The 23,170-nt window shown below is 71.9% G+C and carries 18 protein-coding genes and 1 pseudogene; 9 read left to right on the plus strand and 10 right to left on the minus strand.

Annotation, left to right across the window (positions count from 1 at the left end; genetic code table 11):
* Positions 1-373, plus strand: a pseudogene (locus tag C4T42_RS25155) (sugar transporter); the annotation flags it as partial.
* A 198-nt stretch (positions 374-571) separates the two neighbouring features.
* Here C4T42_RS25155 and C4T42_RS25160 read toward each other — a convergent pair.
* The 3 genes from C4T42_RS25160 to C4T42_RS25170 form a co-directional block, all read right to left on the minus strand.
* The gene (locus C4T42_RS25160) at positions 572-1,939 is read right to left on the minus strand and encodes an aminotransferase class I/II-fold pyridoxal phosphate-dependent enzyme (protein ID WP_012317954.1); all 1,368 of its coding nucleotides are present in this window, start codon (positions 1,937-1,939) and stop codon (positions 572-574) included.
* Positions 1,936-9,378, minus strand: coding sequence for a type I polyketide synthase (locus C4T42_RS25165; protein WP_181049214.1), 7,443 nt, complete (start codon positions 9,376-9,378; stop codon positions 1,936-1,938). The genes C4T42_RS25160 and C4T42_RS25165 overlap by 4 nt, the downstream gene beginning before the upstream one ends.
* A 368-nt stretch (positions 9,379-9,746) precedes the next feature.
* Positions 9,747-11,090, minus strand: a complete 1,344-nt coding sequence (locus C4T42_RS25170) for a UDP-glucose/GDP-mannose dehydrogenase family protein (protein WP_103986052.1) — start codon at positions 11,088-11,090, stop codon at positions 9,747-9,749.
* A gap of 312 nt (positions 11,091-11,402) precedes the next feature.
* Between C4T42_RS25170 and argB the strand changes: the two genes are divergently transcribed.
* From argB to rplS, 3 genes are all read left to right on the plus strand, one after another.
* Positions 11,403-12,296 carry an acetylglutamate kinase gene (argB, locus tag C4T42_RS25175; protein WP_020095286.1) on the plus strand — a complete coding sequence of 298 codons (894 nt, stop codon included), beginning with the start codon at positions 11,403-11,405 and terminating at the stop codon, positions 12,294-12,296.
* Between the two features lie 202 nt (positions 12,297-12,498).
* On the plus strand, positions 12,499-13,248 hold the full coding sequence (locus C4T42_RS25180) for a pyrimidine 5'-nucleotidase (protein ID WP_042672461.1): 750 nt from the start codon (positions 12,499-12,501) through the stop codon (positions 13,246-13,248).
* A 222-nt stretch (positions 13,249-13,470) separates the two neighbouring features.
* On the plus strand, positions 13,471-13,872 hold the full coding sequence (rplS, locus tag C4T42_RS25185) for a 50S ribosomal protein L19 (protein WP_020095288.1): 402 nt from the start codon (positions 13,471-13,473) through the stop codon (positions 13,870-13,872).
* Between the two features lie 114 nt (positions 13,873-13,986).
* Here rplS and C4T42_RS32515 read toward each other — a convergent pair whose 3' ends face one another.
* The 4 genes from C4T42_RS32515 to C4T42_RS25200 all read right to left on the minus strand — a co-directional run bounded on the left by C4T42_RS32515 (position 13,987) and on the right by C4T42_RS25200 (position 17,649).
* Positions 13,987-14,778, minus strand: coding sequence for a methyl-accepting chemotaxis protein (locus tag C4T42_RS32515; RefSeq protein ID WP_348529876.1), 792 nt, complete (start codon positions 14,776-14,778; stop codon positions 13,987-13,989).
* On the minus strand, positions 14,778-15,674 hold the full coding sequence (locus C4T42_RS32520; RefSeq protein WP_244603275.1) for a cache domain-containing protein: 897 nt from the start codon (positions 15,672-15,674) through the stop codon (positions 14,778-14,780). The genes C4T42_RS32515 and C4T42_RS32520 overlap by 1 nt, the downstream gene beginning before the upstream one ends.
* Positions 15,675-16,054: 380 nt before the next feature.
* Positions 16,055-16,438, minus strand: a complete 384-nt coding sequence (locus C4T42_RS25195) for a RidA family protein (RefSeq protein ID WP_091980913.1) — start codon at positions 16,436-16,438, stop codon at positions 16,055-16,057.
* Positions 16,435-17,649 carry a lytic murein transglycosylase gene (locus tag C4T42_RS25200; RefSeq protein ID WP_181049215.1) on the minus strand — a complete coding sequence of 405 codons (1,215 nt, stop codon included), beginning with the start codon at positions 17,647-17,649 and terminating at the stop codon, positions 16,435-16,437. The genes C4T42_RS25195 and C4T42_RS25200 overlap by 4 nt, the downstream gene beginning before the upstream one ends.
* A 171-nt stretch (positions 17,650-17,820) precedes the next feature.
* On the opposite strand from C4T42_RS25200, the gene C4T42_RS25205 reads away from it, so the two are divergent.
* Positions 17,821-18,162, plus strand: a complete 342-nt coding sequence (locus C4T42_RS25205) for a carboxymuconolactone decarboxylase family protein (protein WP_020095292.1) — start codon at positions 17,821-17,823, stop codon at positions 18,160-18,162.
* Between the two features lie 49 nt (positions 18,163-18,211).
* Here the strand turns inward: C4T42_RS25205 and C4T42_RS25210 are convergent, their stop codons facing one another.
* On the minus strand, positions 18,212-18,865 hold the full coding sequence (locus tag C4T42_RS25210; protein ID WP_103986053.1) for a TetR family transcriptional regulator: 654 nt from the start codon (positions 18,863-18,865) through the stop codon (positions 18,212-18,214).
* A gap of 94 nt (positions 18,866-18,959) precedes the next feature.
* Between C4T42_RS25210 and C4T42_RS25215 the strand changes: the two genes are divergently transcribed.
* On the plus strand, positions 18,960-19,631 hold the full coding sequence (locus C4T42_RS25215; protein WP_103986054.1) for an O-methyltransferase: 672 nt from the start codon (positions 18,960-18,962) through the stop codon (positions 19,629-19,631).
* A 72-nt stretch (positions 19,632-19,703) separates the two neighbouring features.
* Here C4T42_RS25215 and leuD read toward each other — a convergent pair whose 3' ends face one another.
* Positions 19,704-20,306, minus strand: a complete 603-nt coding sequence (gene leuD, locus C4T42_RS25220; protein ID WP_020095295.1) for a 3-isopropylmalate dehydratase small subunit — start codon at positions 20,304-20,306, stop codon at positions 19,704-19,706.
* 70 nt (positions 20,307-20,376) lie between these two features.
* Positions 20,377-21,108: a HisA/HisF-related TIM barrel protein gene (locus tag C4T42_RS25225; protein ID WP_091928214.1), complete on the minus strand. Its 732-nt coding sequence runs from the start codon at positions 21,106-21,108 to the stop codon at positions 20,377-20,379.
* Positions 21,109-21,117: 9 nt separating this feature from the next.
* On the opposite strand from C4T42_RS25225, the gene C4T42_RS25230 reads away from it, so the two are divergent.
* From C4T42_RS25230 to C4T42_RS25240, 3 genes are read left to right on the plus strand one after another with little or no spacing between them, the layout of a single operon-like run.
* Positions 21,118-22,167 carry a hydantoinase/oxoprolinase family protein gene (locus tag C4T42_RS25230; protein ID WP_103986055.1) on the plus strand — a complete coding sequence of 350 codons (1,050 nt, stop codon included), beginning with the start codon at positions 21,118-21,120 and terminating at the stop codon, positions 22,165-22,167.
* The gene (locus tag C4T42_RS25235; RefSeq protein WP_012317969.1) at positions 22,164-22,364 is read left to right on the plus strand and encodes a hypothetical protein; all 201 of its coding nucleotides are present in this window, start codon (positions 22,164-22,166) and stop codon (positions 22,362-22,364) included. Before C4T42_RS25230 ends, C4T42_RS25235 begins: the two co-directional genes overlap by 4 nt.
* Positions 22,365-22,387: 23 nt before the next feature.
* On the plus strand, positions 22,388-23,170 hold the full coding sequence (locus C4T42_RS25240) for a hypothetical protein (protein ID WP_103986056.1): 783 nt from the start codon (positions 22,388-22,390) through the stop codon (positions 23,168-23,170).

Raw genomic sequence — 23,170 nt, forward strand, 5'->3', positions numbered from 1 at the left:
CAACAGCACCGAGCTGCCGTTCCAGGCCGACGGCATCACGCTGGCGCAGGCGCTGGCCAAGGCGCGCGGCCTGTCGGACTTCGCCGCCGACCCGGCCGGGACGTTCATCTTCCGGTTCGAGCCGGCCAGCGTCGTGCGCCGGCTCAGCCCCGGCTCGAAGCTTCTCGGCACGCCTCTGGTGCCGGTGGTCTACCGGATCGACATGCGCGACCCCAACAGCCTGTTCGTGTCCCAGGCGTTCCGGATGCGCAACCGCGACCTGATCTACGTGTCGAATGCGCCCTTCACAGAGGTCCAGAAGGTCCTCACCGCCTTCAACGGCGTCACGGGCCCCGTCTCCTCGGCCGCCCTGGCCTATTCCTACGCCAAGTAAGGCGGCGCACCGCGACGCGGGCACCCACCCCACCGCGCGACGGATGCCGGGTTCGCGTCGCGCCGATCCGGCCGATGCGCGCGTCCGACCGAGACCGCGGAGACCGGTCGCCCGAATGCCGAAGGGGGCGCGGATGTGATCCGCGCCCCCTTCTTCGTAACGCTCTCGGGGAACCGGGGCTCCCGGCCCCGGCCGGGCTCAGACGCGCTTCGCCAGCAGTTGCTCGATCAGCGAGCCGCCCTTGTCGATGGCGGCGAGCTCCTCCGCCACCGCGTTCACGGTGTCGCGGATCTGGTCGGGGGTGTGCTCGGAGGTGAGGAAGAAGCGCAGGCGCGAGGCCCGCTCCGGCACGGCCGGGTGGATGATCGGCTGCACGTTGATGCCCCGGCGGAACAGCCGGTCCGACAGCGTCACCGCCTTCAGCGAGTCGCCGACGATGATCGGCACGACCGCGAGGCCGAGGCTGAAGCCGGTGTCGAGGCCGAGCTTCTTGGCGGTGGCCAGGAACAGGGTGCCGTTCTGGCGCAGGCGCTCGACCCGCTCCGGCTCGGCGTGCATCACGGCCAGCGCCGCCTCGGCGGCGGCGGCCAGCGGCGGCGACATGCCGACGCTGTAGACGAAGCCGCCGGCCGTGTGCTTCAGGTACTCGATCAGCGCGATCGGGCCGCAGATGTAGCCGCCGCAGGTGGACAGCGTCTTCGACAGCGTGCCCATCCAGATGTCGACCTCGCGGGGATCGACGCCGCAATGCTCGAACAGGCCGGCGCCGGTGCGGCCGGTGACGCCGAGGCCGTGCGCTTCGTCGACCATCAGCCACGCGTCGTAGCGCTTCTTGAGGGCCACGAGCCCGGCGAGGTCCGGCGCGTCGCCGTCCATGCTGTAGAGGCCCTCGACCACGATCAGCGCCCGGCGATGCTCGTGGCGGGTCGACTGGAGCAGGGTCTCCAGGGCGTCGAGGTCGTTATGCGCGAAGGAGCGGCGCTGGGCGCCCGACAGCTGCGCGCCGGTGACGATGCTGTTGTGGGACAGCGCGTCGTGGAAGATCACGTCGCCGGCTTCCAGCAGGGCGCCGATGGTCGTGACGTTGGTGGCGTGGCCGCTCACCATCACGATGCAGCCCTCGGACTGGTAGTGCTTGGCCAAAGCCTGCTCGAGGCTGATGTGCCCGGGCCGCTCGCCCGCCACCACGCGGCTCGCCGACGCGGAGGTGCCGTAGGCCTCGATTGCCTCCCGGGCGGCGTTGCTCACCCGCGGATGACCGTTCAGGCCGAGGTAATCGTAGGACGAGAAGTTGGTGAAGCTCTTCTGGTCGATCCGCGTCGTGGCCCCGGCCTTGGCGTCGTGGACGCGGAAGAACGGGTTGCCCAGACCGATCAGGTCGGCCGCCTGGCGCTGGAGCTTCAGCTCGCGGTAGCCCGGCAGGTTCTCGAAGTTCTGCGCCGCCGACTTGCCGGCGGGAGAGGCCGTCTTGACGGGGGCCGGGCGCGGCGTCGCGCGCCCGAGCCGGTTGGTCACGAAGCCGGCGAGCGCCGCGCGCCCGCCGTCCGGCCGTGCCGTGTCGGTCATGAGTTGGTCTCTTTGATCTCGCTGGACGTCTGCTCGATGAGTTCCTTGAGAGGCGCGAGGATCTGCGCATCGACCTCACCGCCGACATGCTTCGAGACGAGGCTCATCGCGACGCCGGCCGTCTCGTCCATGGGCGCGGAAACCGCCTGAATTAAGGACTCCGACAGCTCGTTGACGGTCATGCCCGACGAAAGTCCGGCGGGCGGCGCGTCGAGGGCGAAGCGCTCCTGCAGGCTGGCGCCGAGCTCGACGCCCATCAGCGAGTCGAGGCCGATCTCCGAGAGCTGGCGCACGCGGCTGATGTCGTCCTTCGGCAGCCGCAGGATGCGGGCGATGTCCTCGACGATCGCGTCCGACACGGTCTTGCGGACCGCGTCGAGGTCGCCGCCCTTGAGCAGCGACGCGATGTTGATCGCCTGGACGCCGCCGGCCTCGGCCTGCTGGTCCGAGCCGAGTTCGGCGTAGCTCGGCGAGCGCATGGTGGCGAGACGCTCGCGCGCCTTGCCCCAGTGCATCGCCGCGATGGCGATGACCGCCTCGTCGGGGGACGTGCCCTGGCTGCCCAGCGCCTCGGCCATCAGGTCGAGGCAGCGGCGGGCCTCCATCGGCGTGACGCCGACGCGGCCGGCGAGGCCTTCCATGACCGCCTTGTTGCGGGCGAGCATGCCGACATCGCCGATGGCGCCCCAGGCCACGGCCAGCGCGGGCAGGCCGCGGCGGCGGCGCTGGCGCGCGAGTCCCTCCATGAAGCCGTTGGCGGCCACGTAGGACCCCTGGCCCGGGTTGCCGATGAAGGTCGTCGCCGAGGAGAACAGGACGAAGTAGTCGAGGCTCCGGTCGCGGGTGGCGGCGTCCAGGTGCTGGGCGCCGATCACCTTGGGGCCGATCACCGCGTCGAGCGCCGCGGCGTCGATGTTGGAGATCAGGCCGTCCTGGAGAACCGCCGCGGCGTGCAGCACGCCCGCGAGTTTCCTGCCGCCCTGCTCGATCCCGGCGATGAGCCGGTCCACCGAGGCGCGGCTCGTGATGTCGACGGCCTTCGCCTCGACGGTCACGCCCCGCGCGGTGAGCTCTGCGACGATGGCCTTGGCCTCGTCGGTGGCCGCGCCCTTGCGGCCCGCGAGCACGAGGTGCTTGGCACCCCGGTCGATCAGCCAGCGCGCCGCCTCCAGGCCGAAGCCGCCGAGGCCGCCGGTCAGCAGGTGGACGCCCTCGGCCGAGACCGTGAACGGCCGGGCCGTGTCCTTCATGATCGTGCCGGCCTTCGGCGGGCTGATCACGATCTTCCCGATATGGCCGGACTGCTGCATCAGCCGGAACGCGTCCGAGGTCTCGGCCGCCGTGAAGGGCTGGTACGGCAGGGGCTTGAGGCCGCCGTCGTTGAACAGGGCCATGACCTCGCGGAACATTCGCGCGCCGTCGTCGCCCTGGTGCTGGATCACCTGGTCGAGGTCGACGCCGAAGTAGCTGAGGTTCCGCCGGAACGGGCGCAGGCCGATATGGGTGTTGGCGACGTAGTCGCGCTTGCCCAGCTCGACGAAGCGGCCGAACGGCCGGAGGGCGTTGAGCGAGCGCTCCATCGCCTCGCCGAACAGGCTGTTCAGCACGATGTCGACGCCGTCGCCGGTGATCGCTCGGACCTCGTCCACGAAGGCCAGGGAGCGGGAATCGAGCACGTGCTCGGCGCCCAGCGCCTTCACGAGGGCCCGCTTCTCGCGGGAGCCGGCCGTGGCGATGACCCGCGCGCCCTTGAGCTTGGCGATCTGCAAGGCAGCGAGTCCGACGCCGCCCGCGCCGCCGTGGACCAGCACCCACTCGCCGCGCCGCATCCGGGCGCAGGAGACGAGGCCGTAATAGGCGGTGAGGAAGGCCACCGGCACGGTGGCGGCCGCCATCGGGTCGAGGCCGTGCGGCATCGGCGCGACGACGAGGTCCGGCACAACGATGTGAGTCGCAAAGCCCGACTGCGCGAAGGCGACGACCGGGTCACCGACCTTGAAGCCCTTCACGCCCGGGCCGACGGCCGTGACGCGGCCGGCACACTCGAGGCCGAGGCGGGGGCCGGCGAAGCCGTCCTCGAGGATCTCCTCGGGGAGCATCGAGAGCGCCCAGAGAACGTCGCGGAAGTTGAGGCCGGTGGCCTCGACCGCGATCTCCATCTCGCCCTTGCCGGGAGCGCGGCGCTCGGCCGGCCCCCAGACCATCTCGCTCAAGCCGCCGGTGTTGCTGCGCTCCAGGCGCGCGGCCTCGGCCGGGACGGCGTCGGCCGGATCCCGGTGCTGCGGCCGGCCGGCGTGGAAGCGCACGACCTGGGTCCGCTCGTCGTCCAGCACGATCTCGGTCTCCGGGGTGCCGGAGAGGATGAGGTCGCGCAGGCGCTCGGAGGCGCGCTTCGACGACATCTCGGGGGAGAGGTCGATGCGGCGGACGTCGAGGTTCGGGGCTTCGTTGGCGAGCGTGCGGGAGAAGGCCCACACGCCCGCCTCGATGTTGGTGGTCTGGCCGCCGCGGTCGCGGGTCGCGCCAGGCGCCACGACCCAGAGCTTGGTCTGGCGGGATCCCAGGTGCTCGGTGCAGCGCTTCAGGCTGAGGCAGCGGTCGCGCAGCCGCTCGGACGCCTCGCCGCCGCGGGTGAAGGCGCCGGCCAGGAACACCACCGTGTCGGGGGTCTCCTTCTCCAGCTCCATCAGGGAGGTCTCGGAGTCGAGGATGATCGAGACGTGCACGCCGCCCGCGACCAGCAGAGTCGCCAGGGAGGAGGCGGTCTCGGCCGCGAACTCGTCGTCCGAGCCGATGATGAAGGCGAAGCTCTGCGCCGGGGCCGGGCCCGGACGCACCGGCGCCTCGGCCGTCAGCAGCAGGTCGTCGCCGTTGGCGGAGGCGGCCCGCTCGACCTCGACCTTGACCAGGCCGTGGGCGCTCAGGATGCGCTGCCAGCCCTCGATGTCCTCGAGCCGGCCCACGGGCAGGCCGCCCGCGGCCTCCTCGAACCAGCCGGCCGTCAGTCCGAACACGAGGTCGCGGAACAGGGAGGCGCCCGGCTCCACGGCCACCAGCAGGCCGCCGGTGGCGAGCGCCCCGGCGAGCTGGCCCGGGAGGCCGCGGTCGCCGCGATGCAGGCTGCCCGACGCCAGGATCAGGTCGAAGCTGCCGGGCGCGAGCTCCTCGGCGGTCTCGACCACGGCGGCGGCACGGCCGAGCGACAGGCGGGCGCGCTCGGCGAGCCGGCGGTCGGTCTCGAAGACGGTGAGCCGGGCCTCGGCGACGGACGCGAAGGTCGCGGTCTGGGCCGAGAGCGGGCCGAAGCCGACCTGCAGGACCCGCAGCGCCCGCTCCTTCGGGAGCTGGGCACGGCTCCGCTCGATCAGGCCGGCGACCACGTCGGCGCCGTGGCGCGCGGTGGCCGAGCGCAGCACGAAGGCGTCGATCGCCCCCTGCGGCAGGGACGGTGCGTCGGTGAGCGTGCCGGCGAGAAGCCGGTCGACCAGGGCGCCGACATCGGCGATCAGCACGAGCTCGGCCGAGAGGTCCGGATGGTCGCCGGCGATCCAGCGCATGATCTCGTCGGGCGCCGGCAGGGCGGAGCCGTCGCCGAGCGTCCAGTTCTGGCCGGCGCGCTCGGCGAGGCCGCTGCTCTCCAGAGCGTAGAGCGCGTTCAGCAGCCAGGGGCGCAGGGCCTCCGGCACGCGGCTGTCAGTGACCGAGACGGTCTCCCCCTGCGCCAGCCCGGAGGCGAGGCGGTAGGCGAGCGAGGTCGCCCAGCCCTCCAGCAGGAGGTGGCCCGGCGACAGGGCGGCGTCGGACGGCCCCTTCGACTCGGCGGCGAGCGGGCGCAGACGCGCGGCCACGCTCGGGCGGCGCTCCATCGGGATCGCGGTCGGCTCGGTGGCGAGCTCCGGCACCTGCGAGATCGCGAAGGTCGAGAGGTCGCCGCCGCTCTTGGCGCGCAGGGCCTGGAACCGGCCCTCGCGGATCGTGGCGATGACCGCGCCCTCGGCGTCGAGGAGCGTGAAGTCGGCCAGGATCGAGCGCTCGTTGCAGCGGCGGGTGCGGATGATCGAGCGGGCGATCACCGCGCCGGGGCGCAGCATACGGACCTCGCCGAAGCGCACCGGGATGTAGGCCTTGCCGCCGTTCTCGCCGAGCAGGTCGGCGAACAGCAGGATCAGCCCGTGGAAGCACGCGTCGAGCCGGTTCGGCACCAGGCCGTAGCGGGTGTCGGGCTCGGCCGGCAGCAGGTCGGAGACGATCGTGGCGTCGTCGAGCCGTGCGCTCATCGCCACCTGCTGGAAGCTCGGGCCGAAGCCGAGCCCGGAGGCGAGGGCCTTGGCGTAGAGCGCGTCGCCGGTGAGCACGTGGTCGACCGCGGTCTCGAAGCTGAAGCCGTCGAGATCCGGTGTCTTCGGGGCCGAGAAGGTGCCCTCGACGATCTTGGCCTGGGCGTGCAGCTGCCAGGGGGTCTGGGTCAGGCGGGGCCGGCTCAGCACCTGGATGCCGTTGCCCGAGCCCGACAGGCGCACCGCGACCTCGCGCAGGGCGTCCTCGGCGAACACCATCGGCGCCACGATCTCGAAGTCGGCCAGCACGACCTCGTCGTCACGCAGAGCCTCGCGAACGCAGGCCAGGGCCATCTCGACGAAGCCGGCGCCCGGCATGATCACCTGGCCGTCGACCTTGTGATCCTCCAGTTCCGGCACGGTCACCGGGTCGACGAAGCCGTTCCACTCCAGCCCGTCGAAGGTCGTGCGCGACCCGATCAGCGGGTGATAGGGGCGGGGGCTCATCGCGCCGACGCCCTCGGTGGTGTCGGCGAGGCGGAACGGGCGGCGCTGCCACGGGTAGGAGGGCAGGCGGACGTCGCCCTTCGGCGCGTCGCCGAACAGCAGCGTCTCGTCGACCTGCGCGCCCTGGACGAGGGCGGCGCTGACCGCCTTGGCGATCGGGTCGCCGCCGGAGGCCTTGCGGTGCATCACGCCGACCGTGGCGGTCTCGATGCCCAGCGGCTCGACCGCGTCGCCGACGTGCGACATGAGGGTCGCGCGCGGGCCGACCTCGACGAACACGCGGGCGCCGCGGCGGGTGGCGTCCTGCACGGCCTCGCAGAAGCGCACCGGCTCGCGGATGTTGCGCCACCAGTAGCCGGCGCCGAAATTCTCGCCGCCCAGCACCGATCCGGTCACGGTCGAGACCATCGCGGTGGTGCCGGTCCGCGACTTGAGGCCCGCGAGATCGCGCAGCAGCGGCTTCTCGGTCGGGTCCATCAGCCGACCGTGGAAGGCGTAGGCGAGGTCGAGCTTGCGGCCGCGACGGCGCTTGCGCGACAGGGCCTTGATGGCGGCGTCGATGTCGGCCACCGGCCCGGCGACCGTGACGGCCTTGGGGCTGTTGTAGGCGGCGATGTCGAGGGTCGGGTAATCCTTGAGGAAGGTCTCGACCTCCTCGGCCGGCATCAGCAGCACCGCCATGGTGCCCTGGCCGTGCGTCGTCTCCTGGTGGTGGCTGCGGTAGTAGATGACCCGGACCGCGTCCTCCAGGCTGAGGATCCCGGCGGCCTCGGCGGCCGCGATCTCGCCCACGGAGTGGCCGAGGACGTAGGACGGGATCAGGCCCTTCGCCTTGAGCGCGGCCGTAGAGGCGCTCTCGATGGCGAAGATCAGCGGCTGCGAGACGCTGGTCAGCGCGAGGCGCTCGTCGAGGTCGTCGGCGTAGAGCGCGTCCTTCAGCGACCAGTCCGAGTAGGCCCGGAACAGGGTGTCGATCCGGTCGAAGGTCGCGCGGAAGGCCGCGTTCTCCTCGTAGGCCTCGCGGCCCATCCCGGCCCACTGGCTGCCGTTGCCGGAATAGATGAAGGCCACCTCGGCGACGCGGTCGACCGCGGTGCCGGTGAAGGCGTCCTGCGTGTCCTCGCCTTCGCCGACGGCGCGGAGCGCGGCGGCGACGTCGGTCTTGCCGTCCAGGGCGACGGCGAGGCGGGCGGGCATGCGCTCGCGGCGGTGCGCCACCGCGGCCGCCACCGTCGCGGCCTGCTCGGGGGCGGCCTCGAGGCGCTCGGCGTAGTCGAGGGCGAGCTCGTTCAGCGCCGCCCGGCTCTGGGCCGAGAGCAGCAGCACCTGGGCCTGGGGCTCCGCGGTCGCGACGGCGGGCTTCGCCCAGGCGGGCGCGTCGGTGATGACGACGTGGGCGTTGGTGCCGCCGAAGCCGAAGGAGTTGACGCCGGCGAAGCGCTCGCGCGAGCCGCGGCCGATCTTCAGCGGCGCGCGCACGACGTCCAGGTTGAGCTCGCCGAAGGGGATCTCGGGATTGAGCTCGGCCGCGTGCAGCGACGGCGGGACGAGATCGTGCTCGAGCGCCAGAGTCGCCTTCATCAGGCCGGCGAGGCCGGAGACCGGCTCGGTGTGGCCGATATTGGTCTTGATCGAGCCGATCGGCAGCGGCGCCTGCCGGCCGCGGCCGAGCTTCGAGCCGATGGCCGAGGCCTCGATCGGGTCGCCCACCGGCGTGCCGGTGCCGTGCGCCTCCATGAAGGCGAGGTCGTCGAGGCGGATCTCGGCCTCGCGGTAGACCTTCTCCAGCAGGGCGCCCTGGGCGTAGCCCGAGGGGAGGGAGATGCCGGTGGTCCGGCCGTCGGAGTTGATGCCGGAGGCGGCGACGACCGCGCGCACGGTGGCGCCGTTGCGCCGCGCGGCCTCGGCCGACTGCAGCACGAACACCACGCCGCCCTCGGAGCGCACGTAGCCGTCGGCGTTCTTGGAGAACGCCTGGCACAGGCCGGTGCGCGAGAGCATCTGCGCGGTGGAGAAGCAGATGAAGTTGAACGGGCTCGCCAGCACGTTCACGCCGGCGACGACCGCGGTGTCCACGCGGCCCGACCGGATCGCCTGCACGGCGTTGTCGAAGGCGACGAGCGAGGACGAGCAGGCCGTGTCGACCGTGAAGCTCGGGCCCTTGAGGTCGAAGATGTAGGAGATGCGGTTCGAGATGATCGAGAGCGTGTTGCCGGTCGCCGCGTAAGCGTCGCCCGACGGCGCGTCGAGGATGCGCAGGTTGCCGTAATCGAGGGACGAGGCGCCGACGAACACGCCGATATTGCTGCCGGCCACGCTCGACGGGCGCAGGCCCGCGTCCTCGAGGGCTTCCCAGGTCAGCTCGAGCAGCATCCGCTGCTGCGGATCCATCTGCTCGGCCTCGCGGGGCGAGATGCCGAAGACCGACGGGTCGAACGACCAGACGTCGTCGATGACACCGGCCGCCCAGGTGTAGCTCTTGCCGCGCTCATGGGCGCGCGGATGGGCGAACCGCTCCAGGGAGAACCGGTCGGCCGGCACCTTGCTGACGGCGCAGCGCCCTTCGGACAGGAGTGACCAGAGCCCATCCACGCTGGGGGCCCCGGGCAGTCGGCATGCGCGTCCGACGATCGCAATGTCTGTACGTTGTGTCACGTTCGGTTCGCACACGCTCGTTATCGGAAGTCGGCTCGGCTCTCGACGAGTGAGTACCCTCTCACCCCTTACTGTGGCACCATTGCGGTGTCCAACCAGCCCTAACGCGAGGTCATCCCCGCGTGGCAAAATTGCCAGAGGCTGTGACATGTATTCATCAGAAGCTTATCCAATTCCTACGGTCAAAACGCCAAGTTTGAACCGCCGGACCGGCTGCCGAGACGCGGGCTCGATCACGAGAAAGCCACAGTTGCGCCTCCGCGGACGCCGCCCGTCTAGCGGCATCGATGCCGATTCCGGAAGAAATCTTCGCGATGTCGCGCAGGTCCCGCACAGGAATCCGGGCTCGAAGGCCGGCGCAGTGATGATCAAGACCCGATCCGGGCGACGCTCTCCTTGGTTCGTCCGACGCCGCAATAGGTGAAACCGTGGCGCGCGGCGCTCGCGGGGTCGTAGATGTTGCGCAGGTCGATCAGCACGGGAGCCGCCTCACCGGACGACATGGCCTGACGCAGTCGGTCGAGGTCGAGGGCCCGGAACGCGTTCCACTCGGTGACGATCACCACCGCGTCGGCGCCCTCGGCGCAGGCGTAGGCGTTCTCGGCGTAATCCACAGCCGGCATCAGGATCCGAGCCTGCTCCATGCCCTCGGGATCGTAGGCGCGGATTACGGCGCCGGCGTCCTGCAGACCCGCCACGATCGCCAGCGCGGGCGCGTCGCGCATGTCGTCGGTGTTCGGCTTGAAGGTCAGGCCGAGGAGGGCGATCGTCTTGCCCCGCACCGACCCGCCGCAGGCCTTGATCACCTTGCGCGCCATCGCGCGCTTGCGCTGGTCGTTGACCGCCACCACCGTCTCGACCAGCCGCAGCGGCGTGCCCGCATCCTGCGCGGTCTTGACCAGGGCCAGCGTGTCCTTGGGGAAGCACGAGCCGCCGTAGCCCGGCCCGGCATGCAGGAACTTCGACCCGATCCGGTTGTCCAGGCCGATGCCGCGCGCCACCGCCTGCACGTCCGCGCCCACCGCCTCGCACAGGTCCGCCACTTCGTTGATGAACGTGATCTTCGCCGCGAGGAACGCGTTCGCCGCGTACTTGGTCAACTCGGCCGTCCGGCGCGAGGTGACCATGATCGGCGCCTGGTTGAGGTAGAGCGGCCGGTAGACCTCGCGCATCACAGCCTCGGCCCGGGCCTCCTCGGCGCCGACGACGATGCGGTCGGGGCGCTTGAAGTCGGCGATGGCCGCGCCCTCGCGCAGGAACTCGGGGTTCGAGGCGACCGCGAACTGCGCCTCGGGGTTGGTCTCGCGGATGATGCGCTCGACCTCGTCACCCGTGCCCACCGGAACGGTCGACTTGGTCACAACCACGGTGAAGCCGGACAGGGACCCGGCGATCTCCCGGGCGGCATCGAACACGTAGCTCAGGTCGGCGAAGCCGTCGCCGCGGCGGGAGGGCGTGCCCACCGCGATGAAGACCGCGTCCGCCTCGGCCACGGCGTCCCGCATGGTCGCGCGGAAGGCGAGCCGGCCCTGGCGAACGTTTTCGGCGACCAGGACGTCGAGGCCCGGCTCGTAGATCGGCATGCGGCCGGCGTTCAGGCTGGCGATCTTGTCGGGGTCCCGGTCGATGCACACGACCGTGTGGCCGAAATCGGCCAGGCAGGCGCCGGAGACCAGGCCGACATATCCGGCCCCAATCATCGCAATCCGCATCGGGCCCTCCCGGCAGCTCGCCCTCGGCTTGCTGCGATGCAACATGATCCGGGCCGCGTGAGGATGCAACCCGGGCCAGCCTGGATCTGCTCCAGTCTGTCACGGGAATGCAACACCCGCGAAGGATGACTGTAGTTTGACAGCGGGTCCCGGAGCGCCCCGCATCGGCCGCCGATCCGCGCGGCGCGCCTCCGCGACGGCGCGCGGGGCGGCTTCGCAGCGCGGGCGGCTTCCTGTAGAAGCGCCCCCGCCCGACGGGGAGGCCCGGATCCGCCCCCGAGGACCCGACCCAAGGATCGGTGAAGGACCGCGATGACCGAATTGCCCAACGTGCACGTGCGTGCCGAGGTCCTGGCCCAGGCGCTGCCCCACATGCAGCGCTACGACCAGGAGATCGTCGTCATCAAGTACGGCGGCCACGCCATGGGCGACCGGGCCGCGGCCGAGGACTTCGCCGAGGACATCGTCCTGCTGGAGCAGTCCGGCCTGAAGCCGATCGTCGTGCACGGCGGCGGACCGCAGATCGGCAAGATGCTCGACCGGCTCGGCATCCAGTCCGAGTTCCGCGGCGGCCTGCGCGTCACCGACGAGGCCACCGTCGAGGTGGTCGAGATGGTCCTGGCGGGCCTGATCAACAAGCAGATCGTCGGCTGGATCTCGGCCGAGGGCGGCCGGGCGGTCGGCCTGTGCGGCAAGGACGGCAACATGGTCCGGGCCAAGCGGGCGATGAAGACCGTCGTCGATCCCGAGAGCCGCGTGGAGCAGACCGTCGATCTGGGCCTCGTCGGCGAGCCGGACCACGTCGAGCGCGGCGTCCTCGACGCGGTGCTCAAGGCCGAGCTGATCCCGGTCCTGGCGCCGGTCGCCTACGGGGCGGACGGGCAGACCTACAACGTGAACGCCGACACCTTCGCGGGGGCGATCGCCGGGGCGCTCCGGGCCAAGCGCCTGCTGCTGCTCACCGACGTGCCGGGCGTCCTCGACAAGGACAAGAAGCTGATCCCGGAACTCACCGTGGAGGATTGCCGGCGCCTGATCGCCGACGGCACCATCACGGGCGGGATGATCCCGAAGATCGAGACCTGCATGTACGCGATCGAGCGCGGCGTCGAGGCGGTCGTCATCCTCGACGGCAAGGTCAACCACGCCGTGCTGCTCGAACTGTTCACCGATTACGGTGCCGGCACCCTGATCCGTCGCGGCTGAGATCCGGACCGCCCGCGCACCGTGCCGGATCCCGGCGCGGCGCGCGGGCGCAACCTCCGCGCGCCCAGCGCATTGTCGTACCCCACCCGCCCCGGAGGGGCCGGCCCCAGCAAGGTCCGGGCAAGGTACCGGCAAGCACCGAACTTGCGAGCTTGACCGTTCCGGTCCAGATTCCGGGGCAACAGCAACCTGAGGGGTTCCGGTGCACCACCCCGACAAGGCCCAGTTCACCACGCCCGCGGCGCGCGGCTTCGCCGATGTCGACACCTGGGTGTTCGACCTCGACAACACGCTCTACCCGAGCGACGCGGCGGTCTGGCCGAAGGTCGACGAGCGCATCACCCTGTACGTGATGCAGCTCTACGGGCTCGACGGGATCTCGGCCCGCGCCCTGCAGAAGTACTTCTACCACCGCTACGGCACGACGCTGTCGGCGCTGATGGTCGAGTCGCGGGTCGATCCCCACGACTTCCTCGATTTCGCGCACGACATCGACCATTCGTCGATCAAGCTCGACAAGAGCCTCGGCGACGCGATCGAGCGGCTGCCCGGGCGCAAGCTGATCCTGACCAACGGGTCGCGCCGGCACGCCGAGAACGTCGCCGCCAAGCTCGGCATCCTCGACCATTTCGAGGACGTGTTCGACATCGCCGCCGCCGACTTCGTGCCGAAGCCGGAGCGCACGACCTACGAGCGGTTCCTGGAGAAGCACGCCGTCGAACCGACCCGCGCCGCCCTGTTCGAGGACATCGCCCGCAACCTCGCGGTGCCGCACGACCTCGGCATGGCGACCGTGCTGGTGGTGCCGAAGGTCACCGATCCCTACCGCGAGGCCTTCGAGCAGGAGGCGGTGCGCGAGCCGCATATCGACCACATCACGGACGATCTCGCCGCCTTCCTCTCTGCCTGCGTGCTGCCCGAAGTACGATCCGCATCCGGGGAGCGCCGCTGACGCGAGGCCGGAGCGCTTCACGGGCGGCGCGCATCGGGCCCTGATCCCGAGTCGACCGACGATCCGCCGCGCCGGCAGCAGCGCGGACGGATCGCGGCGGCAACCCAATCGACAAGCCGGCGACGATCCTGTAGAGAGCCGCCCAACTCACAACAGGATCGCCGAAATCCTGGCGCCGATCGCCCATGAGGGGCGGAACGGCGCGACGGCCGGAGCTATGCCATGAACATCATCGAGCAGCTGGAGCGCGAGGAAGTCGCGCGCCTCGCCAAGACCATCCCGGATTTCGAGCCGGGCGATACGCTCATCGTCAACGTCCGCGTGAAGGAAGGCGAGCGCACCCGCGTCCAGGCCTACGAGGGCGTCTGCATCGCCCGCTCGGGCGGCGGCCTCAACGAGAGCTTCACGGTCCGCAAGATCTCCTACGGTGAGGGCGTGGAGCGCGTCTTCCCGGTCCATTCGCCGATGATCGACTCGATCAAGGTGGCCCGCCGCGGCAAGGTGCGCCGTGCCAAGCTGTACTACCTGCGCGACCGGCGCGGTAAGTCGGCCCGCATCGTCGAGCGCACCGACCGCTACAAGGCCAAGGACACCCCGGCCCCGGCGCCGGCTGCCGCCGAGTAAGCTGTCCGATTCGCTCCGCAGGCCGGAGCGATCGCCCCGTTTCAGACCGGTCCGGCTCAGCCGGGCCGGTTTTTTCGTGGCCGACAGGTCCGTCCAGTCGGCCGATAGCGCGCCTCAGGCAGCCCGGATCCCGTCGAGGAGCCGGTGGATCTCGGCGGAGAGCTGATCGGACCTGCGCGACAGGTCGATCGCGGCGCCGAGCACCTGCTCGGCCGCCTCGCCCGTCGCCTCGGCGCCCTGCGAGACCTCGGCGATGTTGCCGGTGACGGCCTCCGTGCCGGCCGCCGCGCGCGCGACGCTGCGCACGATCTCCTCGGTGGTCGCGCCCTGCTGCTCGATCGCGGCCGCGACGGACGCGGCGAGCGTGCTGACCTCGCCCACGCTGCGGCCGATCCCGTGGATCGCCTCGACGGCCTGCCGGGTCGAGGCCTGGACCGCGCCGATCCGCGCGGCGATCTCCTCGGTCGCGGCCGCGGTCTGCTCGGCCAGCGCCTTGACCTCGCCCGCCACGATGGCGAAGCCCCGGCCCGCCTCGCCGGCCCGCGCCGCCTCGATCGTGGCGTTGAGGGCGAGGAGGTTGGTCTGACGGGCGATGCCCGCGATCATGCTGGCGACGGCCCCGATCCGCTCGGCCCCGTCGGCGAGATCGCCCACGAGGGCGTCCGTGCGCCGCGCCTCGGTGGCCGCCCGCGCGGTCTTGGCCGAGGATTGCGCCATCCGTCCGGAGATCTCCTGGATGGTGATCGCCATCTCCTCGGTGGCCGCGGCGACGCTCTGCACGCTCCCGGCGGTCTCCTGCGCGGCCCCGGCGACGCGCGTCGCCCGGGCACTCGTGCGCGACGCCGTCCGCGCCATCGCCTCGGCGGTCGCCTGCATCTCAGTGGCGGCCGCGGAGACGCCCGTCATCAGCGCCCCGGCCCGGGCCTCGAACGCCCGGGTGAGCGCGTCGAGGGTCTGCGCATGCCGGACCTTGGCCTCAGCTTCGCGCGCGACCGCCCGGTCCGTCTCGGCCTTGGCGACCAGCGCCTGCCGGAACACTTCGACGGTCCGGGCCATCTGACCGATCTCGTCCGTCCGCTCGAGCCCGGTATCGGCTCCGCGCCGTCGCCCCGGGCGAGCGCCTGCATCCGGCGACCGAGGCGGTCGAGCGGGCGCGTGATGCCGCGCCCGATCAGGACGGAGCCGATCACCCCGAGCGCGCCGACCCCGAGCAGAAGGCCGGTCGCCGCGAGGGCGAGCGCCTGGAAGGCGGCCCCGATGTCGTCGGTGTAGGTCCCGGCCGCGATCATGATGTCCCAGGGCTCGAACCTGACGGCGAGCGTCGTCTTCGGAGACAGGCCTTCGTGCCCCGGCCGGGGGTAGAGATAGCTCAGCGTCGCCGTGTCGGAGGTCTTCAGCCGTTCGATCAGCGTTCCGGCCGCACGAACGCCGTTGACCCGGGTCTCCAGCTGGTTGCTGCCGACGAGACGGCGATCGGGGACCGCCAGGACCGTGCCGTCCATCGCGTAGATGGCGACGTAGTTGGTGCCGTTATCGAATCGCATGGCCATGGCGGTCTCGGCCAGCTCCGCCAGGGCCGCCTCACGGGACAGGGCGCCGCTCCTGACCCGGCTCTCGAGACTTTGCGCATAGGTGGTGAACAACTCCGTGACCGTGCGCAGGGACTTCAGCCGCCCCGACAGCATCTCTTGGTAATACATGCGCAGTCCGATGACACCGATGACCGATACAAGCAGCCCTATCAAGGCAATCTGCGTCATCATCCGACGTGATAGATTTTTACTCAAAAATCGTCTTATCATAATACGTTCCGCGAGATCGACAAACTCGTCGATGCTGCGGTGTGGCCCGATAAATCTGAGCCCGCATGTCAACGTAATCTCGCAGATCTGGATCGAGATCTGAAAGACACGCGGTTCAGACGCGCAGGGCGGGCGATGAAGCGGTCACCCGCGACGCGGTCTGCGCCGGCTGCAGGAGCGGGCCGTCAGTCGGCGAGCAGAACCTGAGATCGTGCCCGTGGCGCGGGGCTACGCCCGACCAGCCCGAATGACCGGGATCGAGTCGCTCCCTTGCACGCAGAGCTCGGGCACGATGGGGATGACGTCATCGGCGGATCGGAGTGGCGCCGCGGCCCGGCGGAACGGCGCGGAGACGGCGCGATCGGGAGCGGGACAGGCGTCTAGCCGATCCGCGCGGTCACCTCGATCTCGACGCGCATCTCGGGGCGCAGGAGGCCCGCCACGACCACGATCGTGGCGGCGGGCCGGACGTCCGCCAGCACCCGCCCGCAGACGGCCAGCACGGCCTCGGCATCGTCCCGGTCGGTGACGTAGTAGGTGGCGCGCAGGACGCCGGCGAGGCCGGTCCCGGCCTCGGCGAGGACCGAACGGATCGTGCGCCAGCAGGCCTCGGCCTGCGCGGCGGCGCCGTCGGGCATCGTCATCGTGGCGTAGTCGTAGCCGGTCGTCCCGGACAGGTAGACGGTGTCGCCGTCGACCACCGCCCGAGAGTAGCCGTAATCCCGCTCGAACGGGGACCCCGACGTGATCAGCCGCCGGCTCATCCCCCGCGCAGGGCCTCCAGAACCTTGCCGCCGGCGCGGCCCGTCGGTGTCATGCCGAGCCGGCGCTCGACGTCCTTGATGGCGTCGCGCGTCTTCTGGCCGACCTTACCGTCCGGCTCGCCGACGTCGTAGCCGCGGGCGGCCAGTCGGGTCTGGAGGTCGCGGCGCTCGGCCCGCGACAGGGGCGGGTCGTCGGTCGGCCAGGCGGCCTGGACGCCGGGCCGGCCGCGCAGCCGGTCGGACAGGACCGCGATGGCGAGGCCGTAGGATTCGGCGGCGTTGTACGAGTAGATCGCGTCGAAGTTCCGGGTCACCAGGAAGGCCGGTCCGTCGATGCCGGCGGGCGCCAGGATCCCGGCCGGGCCCTCGCCCGAGAGCGGGCGCCCGTCCGCGCGGATGACGCCGAGCGACGCCCAGTGGGCGACCGGCTTCTTGTTCTTGCGCCCGGCGGCGCCGACGTTGAAGCCGCGGGGCAGCTTCACCTCGTAGCCCCAGACCTGACCGTTCTGCCACTTGGCGACGCGCAGGAAGTTGGCGGTGGAGGCGACGGCGTCGGCCACGGAGTCGACCACGTCGCGCCGGCCGTCGCCGTCGCCGTCCACGGCGAGTCGCTGATAGGTCGTCGGCATGAACTGGGTCTGGCCGAAGGCGCCCGCCCAGGAGCCGGTCAGCCGCTCCGGCGCGATGTCGCCGCGCTCGATGATCCGCAGGGTGGCGATCAGCTCGCCGCGGAAGAAGTCCCGACGGCGGTTGTTCGAGCAGGCGAGCGTCGCCAGCGACTGCACCAGCGGCATCTTGCCGAGGTTCTTGCCGAAATTCGACTCGACTCCCCAGACCGCCGCGATCGTGTAGCGGTCGACTCCGTAGCGCGACTCGGCCTGGGCGAGTGCCGCCGCGTTCTGGCGCATGGCCGCGCGCCCGTCCTCGACCCGCTCGTCGTCGACGAGCGCCGCCATGTAGTCCCAGATCGGCGTCTTGAACTCGGGCTGCGCCTGGGACAGCTCGATCACCTTGTCGTCGTAGCCGATGCCGCTCGTGGCGGCCCGGAAGGTCTGCGCCGAGACGCCCGCCGCTGCCGCCTGCGACTGGATGCCGGCGAGGCAGCTGTCGAAATCGGCCCGCGCCGGCAGGCTCGCCAGGGGCAGGACCGCGATGCCGGCGAGCAGCCCGAGCGCGCGCGCCGTCCTCGGTCCCGTCGGGTGCTTCGGCATGCTGACGATCCTCACGATGCGGAACGGAGTCTGGGCGCGGATTCAGGCGACATGTGGGTTAACGAACGGTGAGGAAACCGGCCTCGTCTTGACCCTGCGGCCTACCAACCGGTAGGTTGGTACCGTACTGGCGCATCGCCGGTCGGGTCAACGAACAGGGAGACGGGACGCGTGATGAAGGACTGGAATCAGTACGGCGCCGAGCTCGTCAGCACGCTCGGGCGCATCGGTGCGGTGAGCCCGGACCTCCTCAAGGCCCACGACCAGCTCGCCGCGGCGGCCCCGACCGAGCGCAAGCTGGACGCGAAGACCCGCGAGCTGATCGCCCTCGCGGTCGCGGTCACGACCCGGTGCGACGGCTGCATCGCGGTGCATTCCGACGCCGCCCGCAAGGCCGGCGCGAGCAAGGAGGAGGTCGTGGAGGCGCTGGGCGTGGCGGTGGCACTGAACGCCGGCGCCGCCCTGGTCTACACCGCCCGCGCCTTCGAGGCGTTCACCGGCGAGTCCGGCTGAGCCGACCGGAATAGGGCCGCGTCCGGTTCGCCGGGCCAGGGGCTCGTCTTCAGGACGGCGCGCCGGCCCGGTCTCGGCTGCCCAGGCGGTCCAGATACGCGCAGAGCATGTCGGCCAGGGCGTCCGCGAAGGTCGCCATGGCCGCCTCGGTCCGGACCACCTCCGAGATGCGCTCGCCGACCTCGCCGAGCGTCATCGCGATGATCTCGCCCGCGACCGCCAGGTCCGTCTCGGGCGCCGCGGGAAGCGCCGCGCGCAGGAAGTCGCGGAAGGCCTGCGAGCCGGCCAGCTGCGGCTCCGCGGCCTCGGGCGCGTCGCGATAGGCCGGGGCGGCCGCGTCGAGGGCCCGGCGCATCGCGGCCTCCGCGCATTCCGAGCGCACGAAGGCGTGGACGGCGGCGCGCAGGCGCTCGCCGGGCGCGCAAGCGGGATCCGTCAGGATGCCGGCGAGGAGGGCGCTCGTGTCCCGCCACTCGTCGCTCTGGAGCTGGAACAGGATCGCCGCCTTGTTGGGGAAGTACTGGTAGAGCGAGCCGATGCTGACGCCGGCGCGCTCGGCGACCCGCGCCGTCGTGAAGCGCGCCGCGCCGACCTCCGCCAGAACCTGAGCGGCGGCCTCCAGAACGGCCGCGACGAGGTCGCTGGAGCGCGCCTGCCGGGGCTGCTTTCGCCTGAAGATTCCGAGACTTGGCCGGTCGGGCATGGGGCGGGGCTCGGAACGCGAATAGGCGCGGGCAGGGGGCGCCGGTACTCTGCGTCGTGTTCAGTTGAACGCGCAAGACGGAAAGCAACGCGCCATGTCACTCTCAGCATCCACACTCGCCGAACCGCGTATCGCGTCGCTGTTGGACAGTCTCTTCGCGCGGGCGGAGGCCTCCTCACCCTTGAGCGCCATCGGCGATCTCTCGGCGGACGAGCGGGCGCGCCTCATGGGCAGCCGCACCGGCTACCGGGACTTCTACAGCCGGCTCAAGGATATGCCCCTCGCGGTCTCTCGGGAGACCGGCCGGCTGCTCTACATGCTCGCGCGAACCCGCCGGGCGCGGACGATCGTCGAGTTCGGCACGTCCTTCGGTCTCTCGACCCTGCACCTCGCCGCGGCCCTGCGCGACAACGGCGGCGGCCGGCTGATCACCTGCGAGTTCGAGCCGTCCAAGGTGGTGCGGGCGCGGGCGAACCTGATGGAGGCCGGGCTGGCGGACCTCGTCGAGTTCCGCGAGGGCGACGCCCTCCAGACCCTCGGCCTCGACCTACCCGACTCGGTCGACCTGCTACTCCTCGACGGGGCGAAGGGGCTCTATCCGGAGGTTCTGAGCCTCGTGGAGAGTCGCCTCGGACCGGGGGCCCTGGTGGTCGCCGACAACGCGGACTACAGCCCGGACTACCTGCAGCGGGTGCGCGCGCCGAGCCGCGGCTACCTGTCGGTGCCGTTCGCCGAGGACGTGGAGCTGTCCATGCGGCTCGGGTGAGGCAGGCCCTGGCCTCGGACCGGCGGTCGCGTCAGCCCGACGCGACCGCCGTCGGGACGCGGGTCCGGTCGCTCAGGCCCACTCGCGCTGGGCGAGCTTCTGCTCGTAGGCGTCGATGGAAGAGACGCGCTCCAGCGTCAGCCCGATCTCGTCCAGGCCGTTCAGCAGGTTGTGCTTGCGGCCCTCGTCGACGTCGAAATGCAGGGTGCCGCCGTCCGGTCCCCGGATCGTCTGCGCCGCCAGGTCGACCGTCAGGGTGGCGTTCGCGCCGCGCTCGGCGTCCTCGAAGAGCTTCTCCAGATCCTCGGGCGACACGACGATCGCCAGGATGCCGTTCTTCGCGCAGTTGTTGAAGAAGATGTCGGCGAAGCTCGTGGAGATCACGCAGCGGATGCCGAAATCGGCCAGCGCCCAGGGCGCGTGCTCCCGGGACGAGCCGCAGCCGAAATTGTCGCCGCACACCAGGATCTTGCTGTTCCGGTAGGCCGGCTGGTTGAGGATGAAGTCCGGGTTCTCGGAGCCGTCCTCGCGGTAGCGCATCTCCGCGAACAGGCTCTTGCCGAGGCCGGTCCGCCGGATCGTCTTCAGGTACTTCGCCGGGATGATCCGGTCGGTATCGACGTTGATCGTCCGCAGGGGCGCCGCGACGCCCTCCAGGGTGGTGAACTTTTCCATCGTCTGACGGCTCGTGTCGGTGGTCTCTCTGTCGCGCGGTTTTAGCAGCCGCGGGCCCGGGCCGGAAGCGTCAGGCGAGATCGGGCGCCGTCGCCCGGGACAGGGTGCCGTCGTGGAGGGCCGAGGCGACCAGCGCCCCGGCGATCCCGGCCGCCCGGAGCGCCCGCAGGTCGTCCGGGCCGCGCACGCCGCCCGCCGCGTAGAGGCGGCGATCCGGCGCCCGCGCCCGCAGGGCTCCCAGGGCCGCGAGGTCCGGGCCGGCCCCGGCGCCGACCTGCGCCAGCGTCATGGCGATCACCTCCGGCGGCCAGAGCGCCGGATCGTCGTGGAGGGCCGCCGGGCCGAGGCGCTCCGCGCCGCGCGTGTCGAGGGAGAACACCGCCCGGTCGCCGAGCCGCGTCACGAGGTCGGCATCCGCCTGGCTCTCGCTGCCGATCACCGGTCGCCCGAGCCCGGCCTCTAGGAACGCCGCGACGCCCTCCGGCTCGGCGAAGCCGGCATCGACCCACAGGGCGATCCCCGGGCAGGCGCGGGCGATCGCCTCCAGGGCGCGGAGATCGGGCGCGGCGCGGTCGATGATCGCGTCGAGATCGGCGACGTAGAGGATCGCGGCGGGCCACGCGTCGACCAGCCCGCGGGCCACCGCGTCCGGCGCCGAGCCCTTTGCCAAGGGCGTCTCGATCGGGGCATAGGAGGAGCGCTCGCCCCGGCGCGCCCGCACCACGCGGCCGCCCCGGAGATCGAGCACCGGGATCACCGCGAAGCCGGGGCGCCCGATCCTGTGGTCCATCGAGGCGCTCATCGCGGTCCCATGCGCTCATCAAACCCAACGACCATCGGGTGGGACCTCGGCGGGGTCCACGTCAAGGTCGCCCTGGTCGAGGACGGCCGGGTCGCGGCCGCCGCCCAGGTGCCGTGCCCGCTCTGGCAGGGCCTGCCGGCCCTCGACCGGGCGCTGGAGGCCGCCCCCGACTGGGCCCGCGGCGCGGCCCTGCACGCCGTGACCATGACGGGCGAGCTGACCGACTGCTTCGCCGACCGGCGCGACGGCGTCGCGGCGCTCGCCGGATGGGCCGGGTCGCACCTCGCCGGGACCGTGCGGATCTACGCCGGCCGCTCCGGCCTCGTCGCCCCCGAGGCGGCCGCGTCCCTGTCGGCGGACGTGGCCTCGGCCAACTGGCACGCCACCGCGGCGCTCGCCGGCCGGCACGTCCCGGACGCGCTGCTGGTCGATATCGGCTCGACCACCGCCGACCTGATTCCCGTCGTGGGCGGGCGGCCGGCCGCGACCGGCTACAGCGACGCCGAGCGGCTGGAGACCGGCGAGCTCGTCTATACCGGCGCGGTGCGCACGCCGGTGATCGCCCTGTCCCACCACGCCCCCTTCGCGGGCCGCCGGACCCGGCTGATGACCGAGACCTTCGCCCACATGGCGGACGTCTACCGCATCCTCGGCCAGCTCCCCGAGGGCGCCGACCAGCAGCCGAGCGGCGACCGCAAGGGCAAGACGGTCGCCGAGAGCGAGACCCGGCTCGCCCGGATCGTCGGGCGGGACCGGGCGGAGGCGCCCGGAGCGGCCTGGACGGCGCTCGCCGCCCATTTCGCCGAGGCGCAGCTGCGCCTGCTGCACGACGCGGCGGCGGAGATCCTCAGCCGGCCCGACATCGGCGCGGACGCGCCCCTCGTCCTGTGCGGCGCCGGCGCCTTCGTGGGCGCCCGCCTCGCCGAGCGTCTCGGCCGGCCCTCGACACCGCTCGTGACGCTGCTGGCGGACCGGATCGGCGGCGCGCGCGACGGCATCTCGACCTGTGGACCGGCGGTGGCGGTCGGCCTCATCGCCGCGGAGGAGGCACTCGCATGAGCGCAATCAAGATCCTGGCCCGGATCCTGACGGCCCGGGTCGGGCCGCATATCGAGCTGGCCGTCGAGACGGAGACCGGAGAGGTTCTGAAGGTGCTCGCCACCGAGGACCAGGTCGACCGGCTGGTCGACGAGCTCGAGGACATCCTCAACTCGCCCGCCGACCCGGAGGATGACGGGCCGCCCCAGGCGGCCTGAGGCCCCGGGACCCGCCGGTCGCCATGAGCCTGATCGCCGCCAAGATCGTCGTCACGCCGACCCTGATGTGGGCCGTGTCGGCGGCCGCGCGCCGGTGGGGCAGCCTCGTCGGCGGCCTGCTCTCGGGCCTCCCGCTGACCTCGGCGCCGATCTCGATCTACCTCGCCGCCGAGCAGGGCGAGCGCTTCGCCGCCGACGCGGCGATCGGCTCGGTGGAGGGGCTCGGCGCGGTCACCGTCAGCTACCTCGTCTACGCCGTCGCCGCGCCGCGGACGGGGGGCCTCGCGGCCGCGCTGCTCGCCCTCGCGGGCTTCGTCCTCGGCGGCGCGCTGCTGCACGGGGTGATCCAGCCCGGCCTGTGGCTCGCCACGGCGATCGACCTGCCGGCGATGGCCCTGGTGGTCGCCCTGTGCCGGCCGGCCGCGGGGACCGAATCGCCGGCCCGCCGGGCGCGCCCGCCGCGCTGGGACATGCCGGCCCGGCTCGCGGCCGCCACCGCCCTGGTCCTGATGGTCTCGGGGCTGGCGCCGCATCTCGGCTCCGGCCTGAGCGGCGTCCTGGCGCCGATCCCGATCATCTCCTGGCCGCTCATCGTCTTCGCCCGGGCGCAGGACGGCGTCGGCGCCGCCCTGGAGGTGGTGCGCGGCAGCGCCCAGGGCGCGTTCGGCGTGCTGGCCTTCTATGTCTGCGTGCACCTGCTGCTCGGGCGGATCGACCCGGTCGCGGCCTACGCCGCCGCGATCGCGGTGTCGGCGGCCTGCGTGCTGCCGTGGCTGGTCGCGCGACGGCGCCCGCTTTCCGCCTGA

The organism is Methylobacterium sp. 190mf, assembly GCF_900107945.1.
GTDB lineage: Bacteria > Pseudomonadota > Alphaproteobacteria > Rhizobiales > Beijerinckiaceae > Methylobacterium.